Origin of the sequence: Dryocola sharpae (assembly GCF_051307055.1) — a bacterium.
In the GTDB taxonomy this organism is placed as follows: domain Bacteria; phylum Pseudomonadota; class Gammaproteobacteria; order Enterobacterales; family Enterobacteriaceae; genus Dryocola.
Genome location: NZ_CP149994.1, coordinates 3,628,907 through 3,643,025, shown reverse-complemented (window position 1 = coordinate 3,643,025; position 14,119 = coordinate 3,628,907). Strand labels below are relative to the sequence as shown.

13 protein-coding genes and 1 pseudogene are annotated in these 14,119 nt (G+C 54.5%); 7 read left to right on the top strand and 7 right to left on the bottom strand.

Features of this window, described 5'->3' with window-relative positions:
• The first annotated feature begins 16 nt into the window (after positions 1–16).
• The 3 genes and pseudogenes from WLO31_RS17340 to WLO31_RS17330 all read left to right on the top strand — a co-directional run.
• Positions 17–772 carry a 1-acylglycerol-3-phosphate O-acyltransferase gene (locus WLO31_RS17340; protein WP_435927864.1) on the top strand — a complete coding sequence of 252 codons (756 nt, stop codon included), beginning with the start codon at positions 17–19 and terminating at the stop codon, positions 770–772.
• 75 nt (positions 773–847) lie between these two features.
• Complete coding sequence (gene ftsP, locus WLO31_RS17335) at positions 848–2,260, top strand: cell division protein FtsP (RefSeq protein WP_435927863.1); 1,413 nt, start codon at positions 848–850, stop codon at positions 2,258–2,260.
• Positions 2,261–2,320: 60 nt separating this feature from the next.
• A pseudogene (locus WLO31_RS17330) lies at positions 2,321–4,547 on the top strand (YgiQ family radical SAM protein); the annotation flags it as partial.
• A gap of 240 nt (positions 4,548–4,787) precedes the next feature.
• Here the strand turns inward: WLO31_RS17330 and dkgA are convergent.
• Together dkgA and yqhD are read right to left on the bottom strand one after the other, a co-directional pair.
• Positions 4,788–5,615: a 2,5-didehydrogluconate reductase DkgA gene (dkgA, locus tag WLO31_RS17325; protein WP_435927861.1), complete on the bottom strand. Its 828-nt coding sequence runs from the start codon at positions 5,613–5,615 to the stop codon at positions 4,788–4,790.
• 105 nt (positions 5,616–5,720) lie between these two features.
• The gene (gene yqhD, locus WLO31_RS17320; RefSeq protein WP_435927860.1) at positions 5,721–6,884 is read right to left on the bottom strand and encodes an alcohol dehydrogenase; all 1,164 of its coding nucleotides are present in this window, start codon (positions 6,882–6,884) and stop codon (positions 5,721–5,723) included.
• Positions 6,885–7,077: 193 nt separating this feature from the next.
• On the opposite strand from yqhD, the gene WLO31_RS17315 reads away from it, so the two are divergent.
• Positions 7,078–7,968, top strand: a complete 891-nt coding sequence (locus tag WLO31_RS17315; RefSeq protein WP_435927859.1) for an AraC family transcriptional regulator — start codon at positions 7,078–7,080, stop codon at positions 7,966–7,968.
• A gap of 36 nt (positions 7,969–8,004) precedes the next feature.
• Here WLO31_RS17315 and yghB read toward each other — a convergent pair whose 3' ends face one another.
• Positions 8,005–8,664: a DedA family general envelope maintenance protein YghB gene (yghB, locus tag WLO31_RS17310; RefSeq protein WP_435927858.1), complete on the bottom strand. Its 660-nt coding sequence runs from the start codon at positions 8,662–8,664 to the stop codon at positions 8,005–8,007.
• Between the two features lie 162 nt (positions 8,665–8,826).
• Entirely contained in the window at positions 8,827–10,014 is a 1,188-nt protein-coding gene (gene metC, locus WLO31_RS17305) for a cystathionine beta-lyase (protein ID WP_435927857.1), read from the bottom strand.
• A gap of 256 nt (positions 10,015–10,270) precedes the next feature.
• Here metC and exbB point away from each other — a divergent pair, with 256 nt between their 5' ends.
• Both exbB and exbD read left to right on the top strand, forming a co-directional pair.
• Positions 10,271–11,005, top strand: a complete 735-nt coding sequence (gene exbB / locus WLO31_RS17300) for a tol-pal system-associated acyl-CoA thioesterase (protein WP_435927856.1) — start codon at positions 10,271–10,273, stop codon at positions 11,003–11,005.
• Between the two features lie 6 nt (positions 11,006–11,011).
• Positions 11,012–11,437, top strand: a complete 426-nt coding sequence (gene exbD, locus WLO31_RS17295) for a TonB system transport protein ExbD (RefSeq protein ID WP_435927854.1) — start codon at positions 11,012–11,014, stop codon at positions 11,435–11,437.
• 48 nt (positions 11,438–11,485) lie between these two features.
• On the opposite strand, the gene WLO31_RS17290 is transcribed toward exbD, so the two are convergent.
• Positions 11,486–12,382 (bottom strand): SDR family oxidoreductase, encoded by an 897-nt coding sequence (locus tag WLO31_RS17290; RefSeq protein WP_435927853.1) that lies wholly within the window; start codon positions 12,380–12,382, stop codon positions 11,486–11,488.
• A 224-nt stretch (positions 12,383–12,606) separates the two neighbouring features.
• Here WLO31_RS17290 and fucR point away from each other — a divergent pair, with 224 nt between their 5' ends.
• Complete coding sequence (gene fucR / locus WLO31_RS17285; RefSeq protein WP_435927852.1) at positions 12,607–13,323, top strand: L-fucose operon activator; 717 nt, start codon at positions 12,607–12,609, stop codon at positions 13,321–13,323.
• A 15-nt stretch (positions 13,324–13,338) separates the two neighbouring features.
• On the opposite strand, the gene WLO31_RS17280 is transcribed toward fucR, so the two are convergent.
• The gene (locus WLO31_RS17280; RefSeq protein ID WP_435927851.1) at positions 13,339–13,725 is read right to left on the bottom strand and encodes a cytoplasmic protein; all 387 of its coding nucleotides are present in this window, start codon (positions 13,723–13,725) and stop codon (positions 13,339–13,341) included.
• A gap of 5 nt (positions 13,726–13,730) precedes the next feature.
• Positions 13,731–14,087 (bottom strand): hypothetical protein, encoded by a 357-nt coding sequence (locus WLO31_RS17275; RefSeq protein WP_435927850.1) that lies wholly within the window; start codon positions 14,085–14,087, stop codon positions 13,731–13,733.
• Between the last annotated feature and the right edge of the window lie 32 nt (positions 14,088–14,119).

Below are 14,119 nucleotides of genomic sequence, written 5' to 3'. Positions count from 1 at the left end.
GGTTACAGAGGTCGTTATGCTATCCATTGTTCGTTTTATTATTGTTGTGATTTATTGCCTTCTGGTATGCATTTTAGGCTGCATCTACTGCTTATTTAGCCCGCGTAACCCGCGCCACGTGGCAACTTTCGGCCATCTTTTTGGACGCCTTGCGCCGGTGTTTGGCCTGAAAGTAGAAACCCGTTTACCCGCAGGCGCTGAAAACCACCCAACCGCAATCTATATCGGTAACCACCAGAATAATTTCGATATGGTTACCGCCGCAAATATTGTGCAGCCGCCGACGGTCACCGTGGGCAAGAAAAGCCTGCTGTGGGTCCCTTTCTTTGGGCAGCTATACTGGTTAACCGGCAACCTGTTGATCGATAGGGATAACCGGGCCAAAGCGCACAGCACCATTACGCAGGTTGTGACGCAAATGCAGAAACGTAACATATCCGTATGGATGTTCCCGGAGGGCACCCGCAGCCGTGGACGCGGATTGCTGCCATTTAAAACCGGCGCCTTCCATGCTGCTATTGCTGCCGGCGTTCCGATAATTCCGGTGTGCGTTTCCAACACCAGTAATAAAATTAAATTAAACCGCTGGAATAACGGCCTGGTGATTGTTGAAATGCTGCCGCCGATCGACACCAGCCAGTACGGTAAAGAGCAGGTGCGTAAACTGGCAACGCACTGCCGCGAGATTATGATGGCGAAAATCGAAGAGCTAAATAAAGAAGTGGCGGAGCGCGAAGCAGCCGGCACGGTAGAGAAGAAACAGGCGAACTGATCGCCTCATAACGAATTTTCCCTTCTGGCGGTACGCTTTGTACCGCCCCCACGTTTTGTTTTACATGGAGCAACTATGTCACTCAGTCGGCGTCAGTTTATGCAGGCATCGGGAATTGCACTTTGTGCGGGTGCGGTGCCACTGAGGGCAAATGCGGCAGGGCAGCAGCTACCTTTACCCGTTCCCCCTTTGCTTGAATCCCGTCGCGGTCAGCCTCTTTTTCTGACGCTGCAGCGGGCGCACTGGTCATTCACCGGCGGCGCGAAGGCGCAGGTCTGGGGGCTAAACGGCCGCTATCTGGGGCCGACTATCCGCGTCTGGAACGGCGACGATGTAAAGATGATCTACAGCAATCGCCTGCAGGAAAATATCGGCATGACGATTGCCGGCCTTCAGGTGCCGGGGCCTTTAATGGGCGGCGCGCCGCGCATGATGTCGCCGAACGTTGACTGGTCGCCCGTGCTGCCCATTCGCCAGCAGGCCGCCACGCTTTGGTATCGGGCGAATACGCCAAACCGTTCGGCCCAGCAGGTGTATAACGGCCTTGCGGGTATGTGGCTTATTGAAGATGAAGTCAGCAAATCCTTGCCCATTCCTAATCACTATGGCGTGGATGATTTCCCGGTCATCATTCAGGATAAGCGGCTGGACAACTTCGGTACGCCGGAATATATCGAGCCGGGCAGCGGCGGCTTTGTTGGCGATACGCTGCTGGTTAACGGCGTGCAGGGACCTTATGTTGAAGTTTCTCGCGGCTGGGTGCGCCTGCGCTTGCTCAACGCCTCCAACGCGCGCCGCTATTTGCTGCAAATGAGCGATAACCGTCCAATGCATGTCATTTCAGGCGATCAGGGCTTCTTACCTGCGCCTGTCCCGGTCAAGCAGCTCTCTCTGGCTCCCGGCGAGCGCCGCGAAATCCTGGTTGATATGACCGAAGGGAAAGAAGTTTCCATTACCTGCGGTGAGGCCGCGGGGATTATGGATCGTATTCGCGGCTTCTTTGAGCCGTCGAGCATTCTTATTTCTACCCTGGTATTAACGCTGCGTCCGACGGGCCTGCTGCCGCTGGTAACGGATAGCCTGCCAATGCGCCTGCTGCCGGATGAAATTATCAACGGCACTCCGGCACGCAGCCGCGATATTACGCTGGGCGATGAGCCCGGTATTAACGGCCAGCTGTGGGATATCAAACGCATCGATATCCAGACGCAGCAGGGCACCTGGGAGCGCTGGATCCTGCGTTCGGATATGCCGCAGTCCTTCCATATTGAAGGCGTGAGCTTCCTGATTAAGAACGTTAATGGCGCAGCGCCTTTTGGCGAAGATCGCGGCTGGAAGGATACGGTCTGGGTCGATGGCCAGGTTGAGCTGCTGGTTTATTTCGGCCAGCCGTCCTGGGAGCACTTCCCGTTCCTCTATTCCAGCCAGACGCTGGAAATGGCGGACAGGGGCTCGATTGGCCAGCTTCTGGTAAACCCTGCTCCTTAACGATCCGGCTTCTGCCCTTATCTTTTGGTGAGGGCAAATATAACATTGCATTAACCCTTCATTTATTACCTGGAACCTGCGTATAATCGCCGGCTTTGGTTACTTTTACATCATTTTTTCGGAAAGCTATATGAGCTCTGTAAGCCTGATCCAGCCCGATCGCGAACTCTTTTCGTGGCCTCAATACTGGGCGGCCTGTTTCGGCCCGGCACCGTTTTTACCCATGTCGCGCAAGGAGATGGACGACTTAGGCTGGGACAGCTGCGACATCATTCTGGTCACCGGGGATGCGTACGTTGATCACCCAAGCTTTGGCATGGCGATCTGTGGCCGCATGCTGGAGGCGCAGGGCTTCCGCGTCGGGATAATCTCCCAGCCGGACTGGAACAGCAAAGAAGACTTTATGCAGCTGGGCAAGCCGAACCTGTTCTTCGGCGTGACCGCAGGCAACATGGATTCCATGATCAACCGTTACACCGCCGACCGCAAGCTGCGTCATGACGACGCTTATACGGCGGGTAACGTCGCGGGCAAACGTCCTGACCGCGCGTCGCTGGTCTACACCCAGCGCTGTAAAGAAGCCTGGCGTGATGTGCCGGTGATCCTGGGCGGCATCGAAGCGAGCCTCAGGCGCACCGCGCACTACGACTACTGGTCCGATACCGTACGCCGCTCTATTCTGGTGGATGCCAAAGCCGATATGCTGATCTTTGGCAACGGCGAACGCCCGCTGGTGGAAGTGGCCCATCGTCTGGCGATGGGCGAGATGATTGACGAGATAAGCGACGTGCGCAACACCGCGATGATGCGTAAAGAAGCGATGCCGGGCTGGACCGGCGTGGATTCCACGCGTCTGGATACGCCGGGGCGCATCGACCCTATCCCTCATCCGTACGGCGAAGATTTACCCTGCGCGGAAACGGGCAAACCTGCTGGTCCCGTTGCGCAGGAGCCAAAAGCCGTTGTCGTTCAGCCGCCGCGCCCTAAGCCGTGGGAAAAAACTTACGTGCTGCTGCCGTCGTTTGAAAAAGTGAAAAACGACAAAGTGCTCTATGCGCACGCCTCGCGTATTTTGCACCATGAAACCAACCCGGGCTGCGCGCGTGCGCTGATGCAAAAGCATGGCGATCGCTATATCTGGATTAACCCGCCGGCCATTCCGCTCTCCACCGATGAGATGGACGGCGTGTTTGCTCTGCCGTATAAGCGCGTGCCGCATCCCTCTTATGGCAAAGCTCGTATTCCCGCGTATGAAATGATTCGCTTCTCGGTCAATATCATGCGCGGCTGCTTCGGCGGCTGTTCATTCTGCTCCATCACCGAGCATGAAGGACGCATTATTCAGAGTCGTTCCGAAGATTCGATCATCAATGAAATCGAAGCGATGCGCGACACGGTTCCGGGCTTTACCGGCGTGGTTTCTGACCTTGGCGGCCCGACGGCAAACATGTATATGCTGCGCTGTAAATCGCCGCGCGCTGAACAAACCTGCCGCCGTCTCTCCTGCGTTTACCCGGACATTTGTCCGCATATGGATACCGACCACGAGCCGACCATCAATCTTTACCGCCGTGCCCGTGAGCTGCCGGGGATTAAAAAGATCCTTATCGCCTCCGGCGTGCGTTATGACATCGCGGTAGAAGATCCGCGCTATATCAAAGAGCTGGCGACGCACCACGTGGGCGGCTATCTGAAGATTGCCCCGGAACATACCGAAGAAGGGCCGTTGTCGAAGATGATGAAGCCGGGTATGGGCAGCTATCAGCGCTTTAAAGAGCTGTTTGACACCTATTCGAAACAGGCGGGGAAAGAGCAATATCTGATCCCCTATTTCATCTCCGCGCATCCGGGTACGCGCGATGAGGATATGGTAAACCTTGCGCTGTGGCTGAAGAAGAACCGTTTCCGTCTGGATCAGGTGCAGAACTTCTATCCTTCTCCGCTGGCAAACTCGACCACCATGTATTACACCGGTAAGAACCCGCTGGGTAAGATAAGCTACAAGAGTGAAGAGGTGGTGGTGCCGAAGGGCGAGCGCCAGCGTCGTCTGCATAAAGCGTTGCTGCGCTATCACGATCCGGCGAACTGGCCGATGATCCGCGAGGCGCTGGAAGCGATGGGTAAAAAACACCTGATTGGTGGCCGTCGCGAGTGCCTGGTCCCGTCGCCGACGTTAGAAGAGATGCGTGAAGCGCGTCGTTATAACAGCAAGTCGCGGCCGGCGCTGACCAAGCACACGCCGATTGCGCACCAGCGTCGTCCTGCCGCAGAAGGTGCGAAGTTTGCGCCTAAGAGCGGCGTAAAAGCCGGAACGAAGAAAAGACCGGCGTAACTAAAAAGCCTTCTCCATAAGCGTGGGGAAGGCTGTAGCCTGATGCCAAATCTAAAACGAGGCGACCAGGTATCGCTGGGAAAAATAACAAGGGAAATCAAGGGATTGATTTTCGGCTGATAACCACAAAGAAGGAAAATCCAAGCTTTTCCTTCTTTGTCAGCAATCTAAAGCCTTTCCCGTAAGCGTGGGGAATTACTCGCCAAACACATCCGGATCAGGCCCCAGCCGCTTGTTGCTGTCCAGCTTCGCAATCTCACCCAGCTCGTCTTTATCGAGACGGAAATCAAACACGTTAAAGTTCTCAACGATGCGCGACGGCGTGACCGATTTCGGGATAACGACCAGGCCGCAGTCAAGGTGCCAGCGAATAACGATTTGCGCCGGCGTTTTACCGTATTTATCCGCCAGATCGCGAATGATTTTTTGATTGAAAACGCCTTCGCCGCCCTGCGCCAGCGGACTCCATGATTCGGTCTGGATCTTGTGCGTGGCGTTCCAGGAGTGAAGCTGACGCTGCTGCAGCAGCGGATGCAGTTCAATCTGGTTGATAACCGGCGTCACGCCCGTTTCATCAATCAGCCTTTGCAAATGGTTGACCTGGAAATTACAGACGCCGATGCTTTTCGCCAGCCCCTGCTTTTGCAGCTCAATCATCCCTTGCCAGGCTTCAACATAGTGGTCTTTGCCCGGTACGGGCCAGTGCATCAGGTAGAGATCGACGCTATCAAGCTGCAGTTTTTTCAGGCTCTCTTCCAGCGCCTGACGCGGACGCTGCTGATCTTCATTCCAGAGCTTGGTGGTGATGAATAACTCATCGCGCGGCAGGCCTGCATTTTTCAGGGCGTTGCCCACGCCGTCTTCATTTTTGTACGCTGCGGCAGTATCAATTGAGCGATAACCGACCTCCAGAGCCTTATCAATGGCGAGCATTACCTCTTCATTACTGGCTTGCCATACGCCGAGGCCCAACTGAGGCATCACGTTCCCGTCCTGGAGCTTGATTACTGTTGAACTTGCCATGCGTTTCTCCTTAATGAGCGATGCACCGGGGCCAGGCCCCGGTGTAACAATTGCATTTAAGTCTGGACCAAATACCCGAAAACGAAAACCAAATGGCTAAATTACTTAGCGCGCCGCTTCGTAGATGCGACGGCTTACATCCAGCGTAATGTCCTGGTTCTCGCCGAGCTGCGTCATGCCTTTCTCTTCAAGTTTGGCCAGCAGCGCAGGGATAGTGCTGCCGTCCAGATCGTAAGCGGAAAGACGAGTCGGCGCGCCCATTTGCTCGAAGAAATGACGCGTTGCCTCGATGGCGGCATCAATACGCTCTTCTTCGCTACCGCTGGTGATATTCCAGACGCGTTGTGCGTACTGCAGCAGTTTGGCGTGTTTCTCCGCACGTTTTTCGTTCAGCAGGGAAGGTAACACAACCGCCAGCGTTTGCGCGTGATCCAGGCCGTGCATCGCGGTCAACTCGTGGCCCAGCATATGCGTTGCCCAGTCCTGCGGTACGCCAGCCCCAATCAGACCGTTCAGCGCCATGGTGGCGGCCCACATTACGTTGGCCCGCACGTCGTAGTTCTCTGGCTCCTTCAGCGCAATCGGACCGTCTTCGATCAGCGTTAATAAGATGCCTTCTGCAAAGCGGTCCTGGACTTTTGCGTTTACCGGGTAAGTGATGTACTGCTCAACGGTGTGCACGAAGGCATCCACTACGCCGTTTGCAACCTGACGCGGAGGCAGGGTATAGGTGTAAACCGGATCGAGAACAGCGAAGACGGGCTGAACGTGCTCAGACATAAATGCCTGTTTGTCACCGGTAGCACGGCGAGAAACCACGGCGCCCTTATTTGATTCAGAACCAGTTGCCGGCAGCGTCAGCACGGAGCCCATCGGGATGGCGCTTTCAACGTCATCGCCGCGAGTCAGCAGGATATTCCACGGATCGTTTTCCTGCGGATAGTTCGCCGCAGCGGCGATGAATTTGGTGCCGTCCAGAACGGAGCCACCGCCGACCGCCAGCAGGAAAGTCACGTTCTCTTTACGCACCACTTCGACCGCTTTCATCAGCGTTTCGTAGGTTGGATTTGGCTCGATGCCGCTGAACTCCAGCACGTCCAGACCTTCCAGCGCGCTGTAAACCTGATCCAGCACGCCGTTTTTCTTCACGCTGCCGCCGCCGTAGGTGATAAGCACGCGGGCTTTCGCAGGGATCTGGTCGCGTAATTCGGCGATTGCGCCTTTACCGAACAGGATGCGGGTTGGAGTATGCAGATTAAAGTTATTCATTATCAGGTTCCCGTCAGGTGGGTGAAACAGAGTTGGCTTGTCGCTTTTTGATGGCGTTCATTGTCGGCCCACGGGCGTTATCTCTCAATGCATATTCCTGCCTTTGTCTTGCCTAATCCTCCAGAGGACTGGAGAAAAAAAGCGATTCATCGCACACTGATATAGTCAAAAAAGCCTTGTGGAGCGGATATAGATGAACCGGAAAACGATTTGCCAGCAGCTGACGCAGAAGATTAATCATTTGATAAAAAATGAAAATAGCGCGCTGCAGGCAATTCCTGGCGTGCGCCTGCTGTACGGTACAAAGCCCAATGCCCGAACGCCGGTAATGTACGAGCCAGGAATAGTGATTCTCTTTTCCGGGCATAAAACGGGCTATATCAACGATCGCGTGTTTCGCTACGACGCCAACGAATATCTTCTGCTCACCGTGCCTTTACCCTTCGAATGTGAAACTTTCGCCACGCCGGAGGTGCCGCTGGCGGGCGTGGGCATAAATATCGATATTCTGCAGCTTCAGGATCTGCTGATGGATATCGGCGAGGACGATCGCTTCCATCCGCAGGCCTGTTCTACGGGGATTAACTCAGCCGAGCTGTCGGAGGAGATTCTTTGTGCGGCGGAGCGCCTGTTAGATGTGCTCGAGCGTCCGCTGGATGCGCGTATACTTGGCAGGCAGATTATCCGTGAAATTCTCTACCATATTCTCACCGGACCGCGAGGCGGGGCGCTGCTGGCGCTGGTCAGCCGTCAGACGCACTTCAGCCTGATAAGCCGCGTGCTTCGACGTATCGAAACCCAGTACACCGAGAACCTGTCCGTTGACCAGCTTGCCGCTGAGGCAAACATGAGCGTCTCGGCGTTTCACCATAATTTTAAATCGGTAACCAGCACTTCGCCGCTGCAATACCTGAAAAGCTATCGGCTGCACAAGGCGCGCATGCTGATTTTGCATGACGGACTAAAAGCCAGCGCCGCGGCGGTGCGAGTGGGATATGAAAGCGCATCGCAGTTTAGCCGCGAGTTTAAGCGCTATTTCGGCGTAACGCCGGGTGAGGATGTGGCGCGTATGCGCACGATGTAAAAACCCCGGCAAGCATGGCCGGGGTCGGGAAACTATTTACGCGAGCCTAACTTTTTTTTTGAGCACCACGAACAGCGTGCCGATCAAACCGGCAACCAGCAGAACGACGGGCAGGATCATCAGGAAGGTCATCACCTGATCTTCATGGCGCTTCACAAATGGAATCATGCTTAGCGCATAGCCGAAGCTGGTCACCACGCCAACCCACAGCAGCGCGCTCAGCCAGTTGAAGAACTGGAAACGGCGATTGCTGAGACCGGAAATGCCCGCCATGGTTGGCAGCAGGGTACGTACAAACGCCAGGAAACGTCCGGCGAGCAGCGCCAGCAGCCCGTGTTTGTCGAACATATGGGTAGCTCTGTGGTGATACTGGACGGGCAGCTGTCCCAGCCAGTTTCTTACCGTCCTGGTGTTTCCCAGCCAGCGGCCCTGCAAATAGCTCAGCCAGCAGCCGAGGCTTGCAGCCGTGGTGAGAATCATCATTGTCGGGACGAAATCCATTACCCCTTTGGCCACCAGCGCGCCCGCCAGCAGTAGCAGGCTGTCTCCGGGCAGAAACGACGCCGGCAGCAGCCCATTTTCCAGAAACAGCGTCGCAAACATGACGCAATAGACAACATTAATCACATGAGGGTCTGCCAGGGCGGCAAAGTCATGTTGCCAAAGCGCCTGGACGATATTTTGTATTACAGCCATGGAAAATCCTGTGGAACCGCTTAGACAGCGCGTCTGAAGTAAGACGCACCTTATTTTAAATACAGTGTAACGCTAAAAAGCCCGTAGCACCTTGATCGCGGGCTCAACAAATCACAGCGGCAAACGAATTCTTGTCCGTTTTGCTCTCCAGATCCGGCAAATTCAGGCGATGCGCCGGAAACCTGCTTCAAGATCGGCCCGCAGATCCTCTACATTTTCCAGCCCGATATGGACGCGTACTAAGGTTCCTGAAAAATCAATACCGCCCGCCGGGCGAATTTCCGCTAATTCCTCCGGCTGGTTGGCAAGGATAAGCGATTCATAACCGCCCCAGGAATAGGCCATGCTGAAATACTGGAAATGGTTGAGGTAGCGCTGAAGCTGTTCGTCATTTAAGCGCTGTTTCAGCACGAAGGAGAATAATCCGCTGCTGCCTGTAAAGTCGCGTTTCCAGAATTCATGGCCTTTGCTGCCGGGGAGCGCCGGATGATTCACGCGTTCTACCAACGGATGTGCCGCCAGCCATTCGGCGATATTTAAACTGCTTTCCTGATGCTGACGTAAACGCACGCTCAGGGTGCGTAATCCTCGACTGGTCATATAAGCGGTGTCGGCGTCCAGCATCTGGCCCATGAGATAGGAATTCTCACGCAGCCGATCCCAGCAGCGCGCATTGGAAACCGCGGTGCCGACCATCGCGTCGGAATGCCCTATCAGGTATTTGGTGCCCGCCTGAATAGAGATATCGATACCGAAATCCAGCGCTTTAAATAAGATGCCCGCCGCCCAGGTGTTATCTATCATGATGACAGCTTCAGGCGCCACGCCGCGAACCGCCTTCACTATCGCCGGTATGTCGTGAACTTCCATAGTGATGGAACCGGGGGACTCAAGGAAAACGACTTTGGTATCAGGCTGCACCAGATCCGCGATGCCCGCACCAGCTAAAGGGTCGAACCAGGTAGTAGTCACGCCAAGCCTGGCGAGGATTTTAGTGCAGAAATCCTGGCTTGGTTCGTAGGCCGTGCCGGTCATCAGCACGTTATCGCCCTGTTCCACAAAGGCCAGAATAGCGTTCGCCACGGCGGCGGCGCCGCAAGGGTAGAGCGCACAGCCTGCGCCGCCTTCCAGCTCGCACATCGCTTCCTGCAAAGAAAAATGGGTGAGGGTGCCGCGACGCCCGTAAAATAACTCGCCCTTTGCCCGGTTAGCCGTGGCCTGCCTTTTGGCTTCCACCGTTTCAAAGACCAAAGATGAAGCGCGCTGAACGACGCTGTTGACCGAGCCCTGGGTAAATTTTTTATCGCGTCCGGCATTTATCAGCGCCGTTTCAATGTGCTTCGCTGCCATTTCTGCTACTCCGTTTAACCTTCTGGATGTCTAAACATAACTTATCATGGTTTACACGGCATGCCTTATGCCGTTTCCGGAGGTTGGCAAAAAAAGCTGAAAATCCGGCGGTCGCCTGCTTTTACTGCGTAAACGCAAGGAATGAATAGACAATTTCAGGCACTCTGTAAATACTAATGAGAACTACTATCAATTCGATGCCGTTTTGATATTATTATGCTCAGATTTTGTATTATTTTCGCGGTGGAGAGTAAGAGTGACGAATAATTTGATGCAGACGGATCTCTCCGTCTGGGGTATGTATCAGCATGCCGACATCGTGGTAAAAATTGTGATGATCGGCCTGATTCTGGCCTCCGTCGTTACCTGGGCCATCTTCTTTAGCAAAAGCGTTGAGCTGTTGTCGCAAAAGCGCCGCATCAAGCGTGAACAGCAGCAGTTAGCAAACGCTCGCTCGCTGGATGAAGCCTGCGAAACGGCAGCGGCTTTCGGTCCTAAAAGCCTCAGCACGGTGTTAATTAACGAAGCCCGCAATGAACTGGAGCTTTCCGCAGGAAGCGAAGATAACGAAGGTATTAAAGAGCGTACGGGGTTCCGCCTTGAACGCCGCGTCGCCGCCTTTGGCCGTCATATGGGCCGCGGCAACGGTTTCCTCGCCACCATCGGCGCAATCTCCCCGTTCGTCGGCCTGTTTGGTACGGTATGGGGCATCATGAACAGCTTTATCGGCATTGCGCAGACGCAAACGACGAACCTTGCGGTCGTGGCGCCCGGCATTGCAGAAGCCCTGCTGGCGACGGCGATTGGCCTGATTGCGGCTATCCCTGCGGTGGTTATCTATAACATTTTTGCGCGGATGATTGGCGGTCACAAAGCGTCCCTGGGCGACGTCGCGGCACAGGTTCTGCTGCTGCAAAGCCGCGATCTGGATCTTGAAGCCAGCTCGCAGGCGCGTCCTGTTCGTCCGGCTCAGAAACTGCGTGTAGGTTGATCCCCAATGGCGATGCGTCTTAACGAAAATCTCGACGATAACGGTGAAATGCATGAAATCAACGTTACGCCTTTTATCGACGTAATGCTGGTTCTGCTGATCATCTTTATGGTGGCCGCGCCGCTGGCGACCGTGGACGTGAAGGTGAATCTTCCGGCCTCTTCCAGCCAGCCGCAGCCGCGCCCGGAAAAGCCTGTTTATCTCTCCGTTAAAGCCGATAACACCATGTTTGTAGGCAATGAAGAAGTGACGAAAGAAAACATGATCAACGTGCTTACCGCCGCCACCGAGGGTAAGAAAGAGACCACTATCTTCTTCCGCGCGGATAAAACGGTTGATTACGAGACGATGATGAACGTGATGGATACGCTGCATCAGGCAGGATATCTGAAGATTGGGCTGGTAGGACAGGAAGTCACCAAAGCCCGGTAAAACCGTGGTGCACAATAAAATGGCGTGGTAGCAACCACGCCATTTTTTTTAGCCTAAATGTTCCCCGCCGCACACGCCGTGCACCTCCGCAGTAACATAGCTTGATTCCTGGCTTGCCAGATAAACATACACTGGCGCAAGCTCTGCTGGCTGCCCGGCGCGTTTCATCGGCGTCTGCTGGCCGAACTTCGGTATCTTCTCCTGGGTCTGGCCGCCGGAAATCTGCAGGGCGGTCCAGATGGGGCCCGGTGCCACAACGTTTACGCGAATTCCTTTCTCCGCCACCTGTTTGGCCAGCCCACGGCTATAGTTCAGAATTGCAGCCTTGGTTGAAGCGTAGTCCAGCAGATGCGGGCTTGGCTGATAAGCCTGGATTGACGATGTGGTGATAATGCTCGCGCCGGGCTGCAGATGGGGAAGGGCTTCCTGAGTTATCCAGAAGAGCGCAAAAACGTTTACCGCATAGGTCTTCTGGAACTGCTCGCTGGTCAGTTCGGCAATCTCTTCCACCGCCGTTTGCTTACCGGCCACCAGCGCCAGAATATCCAGCCCGCCCAGCTCCTTAATAGCCTGCTGCACCAGAGAGCGGGCAAATTTTTCATCGCTCAGATCGCCCGGGATCAGCACCGCTTTGCGGCCTGCCTCTTCGATCAGAACCTTCACCTGCTCGGCATCTTCCTGCTCAGCGGGAAGATAGTTAATCACAACGTCCGCGCCTTCACGCGCATAAGCAATGGCGGCTGCACGGCCAATGCCTGAATCACCGCCGGTTACCAGCGCTTTGCGCCCCTTCAGTCGCCCGCTGCCGACATAGCTGCTCTCACCGCAGTCGGGAACCGGATTCATCTTCGCCTGCACTCCCGGCGCCGGTTGTTTCTGCTGCGGATACTCGCCGGTGTGATATTGATTGCGCGGATCCTGTATTTCGGACTGGTGATTTGCCATTGGTCATTCTCCGTTTTGTTTCACATCCTTAAAGCCTGGTTGTTTTTGCTGAAATGTCTAACCGTTCCAGTTTATTCCTGGTGCGGGCGGCCAGCGCAGGGAGGGCGGCTTGCTGGCTCTATTCAACTTAGAGGCAGGCTGATAACAAGGCATTAAAACGTTTACCGTCCGGTTGATATTCCCCTATGGTAAAAGCGGCGCGTTCGCCATGCAGAGGAGGATGAATGAAAACCGCACGTCATGAGGAGCTGATTCAGCTTCTTGAGCAATACGAAAACCTGACCACGCAGCAGCTGGCGCGCCTGCTGGAAGTGAGCCTTGAAACGGTACGGCGCGATCTGGATTACCTGCAAAAGCAGGGCAAGCTTATCCGCCAGCACGGGCGAGCCAGGCATATTAGCCGTGGTACCGGCGACAGCGGCGACCCGTTTATCGAGCGTCAGAAAAGTCATCTCCACGGTAAAGCTGCTATTGCCCGCCGCGCGTTAGCCTGGGTAAGCGAAGGCATGGTAATAGCCCTGGACGCCAGTTCAACCTGCTGGTATCTGGCCCGTTTACTCCCGGATATTCCTCTTACCGTGTTTACCAATAGCGAGCGTATCTGCCAGCTTTTGGCGAAGCGCGAGCATATTCAGCTCGTCAGCACCGGCGGCATGTTGCAGCGTAAATACGCCTGTTATATTGATGCGCCGCTGGCCCCGCTGCTTAAAAATATTGATATAGATTTGTTCGTCTTTTCCTGCGAAGGGGTTGATGTGAACGGCACGCTATGGGATACGCGAAGCTGGAATGCGGAATACAAAACGACGCTGCTTCGGCGCGCCGCCCAGTCCCTGCTGTTAATCGACAAAAGCAAACTTGAGCGGGCGGGCGAGGTCAGAATTGGCGACAGGGCCGAGGTGACCGCAATTATCAGCGATGCCGCGCTGCATAGCGGGTAAGCGATAGCTTATCCGCTATAAATTTGGCGTCCGGTAAGTCCCTTCAATCAATCCGCGCGTAATGGATAACGTCTGCGCCTCGTTCTTCCTGAGCTGCTGATAGTTTGCCTCCAGCCGCGCTATTATCATCTGCTTTAAACGCGGTTGGCTGGCGATAATTTCACTTAATACTGCGCCGTAAACTTCTTCCTTAACTCTCATCGGATAGATCTCACGGCGATTTTTCCACTTAAGATCCACCAGCGCGGAAGTGATATCCGTATTTTCCTGAGTATATCGGGCAATATTTTCATTCTTCAAAAGAACCAGCGCGTTGATATTTTCATTTAAGGCAAATTCAAAATCGTTTTCACTGTCCTGAACGTTATTTCCCGGCTGCGGGAATTGCTTTTCTTCTGCCATATCCGTTAATCCTCAAAAGAATAAAATAACGGCCAGTTTTTTTCCTGGGTAAGTTGGTTTAGCCAGATCTGTTCTTCTTTTAGCCTGATAGCTGACGTTTTGTCCTCTATTAACATATGCAGATCGGCCGGACTGAGCTTTTCTTGCTCGCACAGTTCGTTGATCACCGCGGCCAGGGTTGCAATTTTTGCGGCGCACAGCAGGCGCTCTTTAATATGCTTGTCCGTTTCTTCCAGTAGCGAGTTTTTTGCAACTCCGGCATAATGTTTACCGCTTAGTATGGTTTTTTCAAGCGCTGAAAGTCTCTCCTGAACCTGGCCGTTCAACTCGCTATTTCTTGCGCTGTCGCTGTCGTCTTTCATGGTCAGAACCTGAAAGCGCCACGGCATAAAAC

What these genes read in the sequence shown, in the direction of transcription:
- dkgA (WP_435927861.1), bottom strand. Translation starts at nt 5,615, where the DNA reads ATGGCAAGTTCAACAGTAATCAAGCTCCAGGACGGGAACGTGATGCCT.
- WLO31_RS17275 (WP_435927850.1), bottom strand. Translation starts at nt 14,087, where the DNA reads ATGAAAGACGACAGCGACAGCGCAAGAAATAGCGAGTTGAACGGCCAG.
- fucR (WP_435927852.1), top strand. Translation starts at nt 12,607, where the DNA reads ATGAAAACCGCACGTCATGAGGAGCTGATTCAGCTTCTTGAGCAATAC.
- exbD (WP_435927854.1), top strand. Translation starts at nt 11,012, where the DNA reads ATGGCGATGCGTCTTAACGAAAATCTCGACGATAACGGTGAAATGCAT.
- WLO31_RS17340 (WP_435927864.1), top strand. Translation starts at nt 17, where the DNA reads ATGCTATCCATTGTTCGTTTTATTATTGTTGTGATTTATTGCCTTCTG.
- yqhD (WP_435927860.1), bottom strand. Translation starts at nt 6,884, where the DNA reads ATGAATAACTTTAATCTGCATACTCCAACCCGCATCCTGTTCGGTAAA.
- WLO31_RS17315 (WP_435927859.1), top strand. Translation starts at nt 7,078, where the DNA reads ATGAACCGGAAAACGATTTGCCAGCAGCTGACGCAGAAGATTAATCAT.
- ftsP (WP_435927863.1), top strand. Translation starts at nt 848, where the DNA reads ATGTCACTCAGTCGGCGTCAGTTTATGCAGGCATCGGGAATTGCACTT.
- metC (WP_435927857.1), bottom strand. Translation starts at nt 10,014, where the DNA reads ATGGCAGCGAAGCACATTGAAACGGCGCTGATAAATGCCGGACGCGAT.
- WLO31_RS17280 (WP_435927851.1), bottom strand. Translation starts at nt 13,725, where the DNA reads ATGGCAGAAGAAAAGCAATTCCCGCAGCCGGGAAATAACGTTCAGGAC.
- yghB (WP_435927858.1), bottom strand. Translation starts at nt 8,664, where the DNA reads ATGGCTGTAATACAAAATATCGTCCAGGCGCTTTGGCAACATGACTTT.
- WLO31_RS17290 (WP_435927853.1), bottom strand. Translation starts at nt 12,382, where the DNA reads ATGGCAAATCACCAGTCCGAAATACAGGATCCGCGCAATCAATATCAC.